This window comes from Mesorhizobium sp. M7A.F.Ca.US.014.04.1.1 (assembly GCF_003998745.1).
In the GTDB taxonomy this organism is placed as follows: Bacteria; Pseudomonadota; Alphaproteobacteria; order Rhizobiales; family Rhizobiaceae; genus Mesorhizobium; species Mesorhizobium ciceri.
In genome coordinates, this window is the sequence record NZ_RZRW01000388.1 from 1 (window position 1) to 5641 (window position 5641).

4 protein-coding genes are annotated in these 5641 nt (G+C 63.6%); 1 reads left to right on the top strand and 3 read right to left on the bottom strand.

Translation table 11 applies throughout. From position 1 onward, the window contains the following. Positions 1-853, bottom strand: an 853-nt coding sequence (locus EOA22_RS22810; protein WP_164755745.1) for a lipopolysaccharide biosynthesis protein, incomplete at its 3' end; no start/stop codon positions are given. A gap of 457 nt (positions 854-1310) precedes the next feature. Next, positions 1311-4043 (bottom strand): preprotein translocase subunit SecA, encoded by a 2733-nt coding sequence (gene secA / locus EOA22_RS22820; RefSeq protein WP_063169077.1) that lies wholly within the window; start codon positions 4041-4043, stop codon positions 1311-1313. A 246-nt stretch (positions 4044-4289) separates the two neighbouring features. Here secA and EOA22_RS22825 point away from each other — a divergent pair, with 246 nt between their 5' ends. After that, on the top strand, positions 4290-5207 hold the full coding sequence (locus EOA22_RS22825; RefSeq protein ID WP_024503787.1) for a peptidylprolyl isomerase: 918 nt from the start codon (positions 4290-4292) through the stop codon (positions 5205-5207). Between the two features lie 70 nt (positions 5208-5277). Here the strand turns inward: EOA22_RS22825 and EOA22_RS22830 are convergent. Beyond that, positions 5278-5641: TetR-like C-terminal domain-containing protein (locus tag EOA22_RS22830; protein WP_206521319.1), on the bottom strand; the 364-nt coding region annotated here is incomplete at its 5' end.

The following is a 5641-nucleotide window of genomic DNA, read 5'->3' on the forward strand; positions in this document are numbered from 1 at the left end:
TATAGGCGCCGACCATCAGCACGTCGGCATTGGTCAGCAGGAAGAAGAAGCTCTCGACCAGGAAGATCGGCAGCGAGACGACGAACCATTGCGCGAAATGGACCTTCATCGGCCCGGCCGGAATCTGCCGTTCCATGCGCTGGGTGACACCGATAAGCTGGCCGAGCGTTGTGGCGTAGGTGGCGGCGATCGAGGCGAAGATCGCGGTCTTTGCGTCAGGAGCATAGCCCGCCAGCAGCATCAGCGCCATGAACAGCAGGATCAGCACCGGCCGCACCAGATAGGTCGGCGACAGGGCAAACAGCGCCCAGCTGTTGGCGCGTGCCAGGCCCGACAGAAGGTCGGACATGGCGATCATCGGCAGGCAGATGACGCCGAGGATGAACGGGATCACATAGTAGCTCTCGATCCAGGGTGCCGCCAGCCAGACGCCGAGCGCGCCGAGCCCGGCAATCAGCGTCGAGGCGATCAGCACGAACAGACGGCTGGCCAGCACGATGCCGCGCAACTCGTCCATCAAGCCGCGCTCGCGGTATTCGGGAATGTAGCGGATGACGGAGGTGTGGAAGCCCAGGCAGGCGAGATTGCCGACGATGACCATCGTCACCCAGACGAGGACGAAGATGCCGTACTCGAACGAGCCCATCCAGCGTGCCATCAGCACCTGGCTGACGAAGGCAATGACGGCGCTGACGATGCGGACCGAGAAGGCGATAACCGACATGCGGCTGGCCTCGCCGCGCTCGTCGGCGGTGAACAGCACAGCATCGATGCGGCCAAGCAACGGCCCCATGCGCAGCGCCCAACGCTGCGGCAAGAACCGCCCGGCAGTCGTGGCCGCGGAAAAGCGCACCCCGATTTCTCTCCGTTTTCCGCTTCTTTTTCAGGCGTTGGTGTAGCGGAGACACATTAAGAAACGGTTGGGTGAGGAATTTCCTTCGCCCCGTCCCTATACGGGGAGAACGTGCCGGCAGGCGGATGAGGGGCGGCACAGGCGTTTGAGGTTTGCGCCGCTGTTTCATCATCGCCGAGGCGCGCAGCACGGAGACGTTGCCGATCAGGATAGCACCCGGCTTTATCGCAAGATCGTGCCTCAGATGGTGCCTTGGCTGCCAGAGGATGAGGCCGCGCAGCTGAAGTTCGAGTTCGAGGCGGCTTAGTCGGCGGGACATCGCCCCCCTCTGGCCTGCCGGCCATCTCCCCCTCAGGTGGGGAGATTGGCTAATCGCGAACGCAGGCGCCGCCCCTCATCCGGCCCTGCGGGCCACCTTCTCCCCGTATAGTGACGGGAGAAGGAAAGCGCCGCGCCTTTACGCAAACGCCCCATGGCAGTGCTTGTACTTCTTCCCCGAACCGCAGGGGCAGGCTTCGTTGCGGCCTACCTTGCCCCAGGTGGCCTGGTTGTTGGGGTCGCGGTCTTCGGGGGCGACGATTGCGGTTGTCTCCGGGCGGACCAGGAGGGCGGTTTCGCCGCCTTCGAAGTCGTTTTCGCCGGTGCTGCCGTCGATATGGGTGCCGAACATGTCGGGGGCTTCCGGAGGTGGCGCTTCGGCGGCCTGACGGACCAGTTCGACGCGCATCAGCTGCGCGGTGACGGCCTGGCGCAGATTGCCAAGCATGGCCTGGAAGAGTTCGAACGCCTCGCCCTTGTACTCCTGCAGCGGATCGCGCTGGGCGTAGCCGCGGAAGCCGACGACCGAGCGCAGATGGTCGAGATTGACGATGTGCTCGCGCCACAGATGGTCGAGCGTCTGCAGCACCACCGAGCGCTCGACATAGTTCATCACCTCGGGGCCAAAACGCTCGGCGCGCTCCTTGGCGGCGGCTTCGGCGGCCTGCGCGATGCGCTCGCGGATGTCGTCCTCGGCGATGCCCTCTTCCTTGGCCCAGTCCTCGACCGGCAGGTCGAGGTTCAGGAACTCGGCGATCTCGGCCTTCAGCCCGGCAACGTTCCACTGCTCGGCATAGGCGTTTTCGGGAATGGCCTTGGCGACGATCTCGTCGATGACGCCTTCGCGCATCTCGGCGATCGTTTCGGAGAGGCCTTCGCCGTCCATCAGTTCGATGCGCTGCTCGAACACCACCTTGCGCTGGTCGTTGGAGACGTCGTCATATTTCAACAGGTTCTTGCGGATGTCGAAGTTGCGCGCCTCGACCTTCTTCTGCGCCTTTTCCAGCGCCTTGTTGATCCACGGATGGATGATCGCCTCGTCTTCCTTGAGGCCGAGCTTCTGCAGCATGCCGTCCATGCGCTCGGAGCCGAAGATGCGCATCAGATCGTCCTGCAGGGACAGGAAGAATTTCGAGCGGCCGGGGTCGCCTTGTCTTCCTGAACGACCTCTAAGCTGGTTGTCGATGCGGCGCGATTCGTGGCGTTCGGTGGCCAGCACATAGAGGCCGCCGGCGGCCAATGCCTTTTCCTTCAGCCGCTCAATGTCGGCAATGATTTCCTTTTCCCGCGCCTCGCGTTCGGGGCCGGCCGGCATGTCGCCCAGCTCTTCCTCGATCCGCATCTCGGCATTGCCGCCGAGCTTGATGTCGGTGCCGCGGCCGGCCATGTTGGTGGCGATGGTGATGGCGCCGGGCTTGCCGGCCTGGGCGACGATCGCCGCCTCGCGCTCGTGATGGCGAGCGTTCAGCACTTCGAAATCGGTAAAACCTTCCTTGCGCAGGCGCTCGGCCAGCTGCTCGGACTTTTCGATGGAGGTGGTGCCGACCAGCGTCGGCTGGCCCTTGGCGCTGGCTTCGCGGATCTCCCTGACGATCGCCTTGTATTTCTCCTCGACCGTCCGGTAGACCTCGTCGTCCTCGTCGATGCGGATCACCGGCAGATTGGTCGGGATCTCGGTGACTTCGAGGCCGTAGATGTTGCCGAATTCCTCTGCCTCGGTCAGCGCCGTGCCGGTCATGCCGGACAGCTTCTTGTAGAGGCGGAAATAGTTCTGGAAGGTGACGGAGGCGAGCGTCTGGTTCTCCGGCTGGATCGCCACATGCTCCTTGGCTTCGAGCGCCTGGTGCAGGCCTTCCGAATAGCGGCGGCCCGGCATCATGCGGCCGGTGAACTCGTCGATGATGACGATCTCGCCGTTGCGGACGATATAGTCCTTGTCCTTCTGGAACAGCCGGTGCGCCTTCAGCGCGTTATTGACGTGGTGGACGATGGCGACGTTCTCGACGTCGTAGAGCGACTCGCCCTTGAGCAGGCCGGCGTCGCGCAAAAGGTTCTCGAGCTTCTCGGTGCCTTCCTCGGTGAAGATCGAGGTCTTCTGCTTCTCGTCGATCTCATAATCCTGCGGCTGCAGCTGGATGATGAAGGTGTCGATGGTGTTGTACATTTCCGAACGGTCCTCGAGCGGACCGGAAATGATCAACGGCGTGCGTGCCTCGTCGACCAGGATGGAATCGACTTCGTCGACGATCGCGTAATTGTGACCGCGCTGCACCATCTGGGCGCGCTCGTATTTCATGTTGTCGCGCAGATAGTCGAAGCCGAGCTCGTTGTTGGTGGCGTAGGTGACATCGGCGGCGTAGGCGGCGCTGCGCTCCTCGTCGGACAGGCCGTGGACGATGACGCCGACCGAGAGGCCGAGGAATTTGTAGACGCGGCCCATCCATTCGGAGTCGCGGGTGGCCAGATAGTCGTTGACGGTGACGACGTGGACGCCCTTGCCGGCAAGCGCGTTGAGGTAGACCGGCAGCGTCGCGACCAGGGTCTTGCCCTCGCCAGTGCGCATCTCGGCAATGCCGCCATTGTGCAGCACCATGCCGCCGATCAGCTGGACATCGAAGGGGCGCATGCCGAGCACGCGGCGCGCGGCCTCGCGGGCGGTGGCGAAGGCCGGCACCAACAGATCGTCGAGCGTGGCGCCGTTGGCGATGTCCTGGCGGAATTTCGCGGTGCGGCCGACCAATTCCTCATCGGAAAGCGCCCGCATCTCGTTTTCCATGGCGTTGATCGCCTCGACACGGGGCCGGGTCGATTTGACCCGACGGTCGTTGGAGGAACCGAAAACCTTACGGGCGAGACCGCCGAGACTGACCATCCAATGGTCCTTTCGATAGAATTCTCAATCTTGAGATGAGCGCCGGGCGGCCCCATCAATTCCACGTGAACGTGGACAAACACAAAAAGCGCCCGGAAAACGGTTCTGGACGCAAAGTCGTTGGACAGATAAGAGGGGGCTCAACTGATGTCAACGCCGCGCTGGCCCTGCTGGCTGCGCCAAATTCCGCCACAATCTGGCCGATCTGGAAGCACCCCTCTTAACAATCCCCACCGGAGTCCCCCTATGTCCCTGTTGTTTCGCCGCGCGTCGCTCGCCAGCCTTGGCTTGGCCGTCGGCCTGTCGGCCCTTTCGCTCTCGCCTGTGATGGCGCAGCAAACCGCTCCCGCTCCAGCGGATGCAGCAGCGCCAGCCGCGGCACCGGTCGATCCCAATAAGGTTATCGCCACGGTCAACGGTCAGCCCCTGACCGAAGCAGATCTGGTGCTTGCCGAAGGGGAATTGTCGCAGCAGTTCGCACAATTGCCGCCCGAGCAGCGCCGTGCCGCCGCCCTTTCGGCTGCCATCGAGATCCGCGTCATGGCCGCCCAGGCGGTCACCACAGGGCTCGACAAGGATCCCGACTTCCAGCGCCGCATGGCCTTCCTGCAGCAGCGCGCGCTGCATGGCGAGATGGTCGAGAAGGGTGTCGTCGACAAGGTCACCGACGCCGAGGTCCGCGCCCGTTACGACCAGGAAATCGCCAACACGCCGCCCACCAACGAGCTGCATGCCCGTCACATCCTCGTGAAGACGAAGGAAGAGGCCGAGGCGATCATCAAGCAGCTCGACGGCGGCGCCGACTTCCAGAAGCTCGCCAACGAGCACACCAGCGATCCGTCAGGCAAGACCAGCGGCGGCGACCTCGGCTGGTTCGGACCTGGCCAGATGGTGCCGGAGTTCGACAAGGCGGCCTCCGCGCTCGAGGTCGGCAAATACACCGAGCAGCCGGTGCAAACGCAGTTCGGCTGGCATGTCATCAAGCTCGAGGACAAGCGCACCAAGCAGCCGCCGGCCTTCGACGACGTCAAGGACCAGGCCAAGCAGGCGGTCATCCGCGACAAGTATTTCGCGCTGGTCAAGTCGCTGCGCGCCGGCGCCAAGGTCGAGATCCCCGACGCCAACCTGAAGAAGGCGGTCGATACGCTGGAAAGCGCCAAGTAAGACTGGCAGCTTTTTGAAAAAGGGGCGCGGCAGCCAGGGGTTGCCGCGCCCTTTTCATTCATTGCCGTCTTTACGAGGCAGGCGCCGCTATGCCTCGCATCACGTAGTTGACGGCCTTGCCGATGGTCGCTTCGTCCTCGTCGAGCCGGTTGGTCAGCAGATGTCTCCAGGCGAAGGAGGCGATCAGGTCGGCGACGACAGCTGAATCGATTTCGGCCGGGATTTCGCCCCTTGCCTTGGCGCGTTCGATGATCTGGGCGGTATGGGACCGTCGGCCCAGTGAGTAGTCGGCAAGGGCCGCGGCCGCGGTCGCGTCCGACTGTGCCTCGGCGATCAGCGACCGGAACACGCTTCCCGACGATGTCTCGCGCCAGTGGGCGAACAGGTTTTTCAGGAAGCCGACGAGATCCTCCTCCAGCCGCCCGGTATCGGGA

What these genes read in the sequence shown, in the direction of transcription:
- secA (WP_063169077.1), bottom strand. Translation starts at nt 4,043, where the DNA reads ATGGTCAGTCTCGGCGGTCTCGCCCGTAAGGTTTTCGGTTCCTCCAAC.
- EOA22_RS22825 (WP_024503787.1), top strand. Translation starts at nt 4,290, where the DNA reads ATGTCCCTGTTGTTTCGCCGCGCGTCGCTCGCCAGCCTTGGCTTGGCC.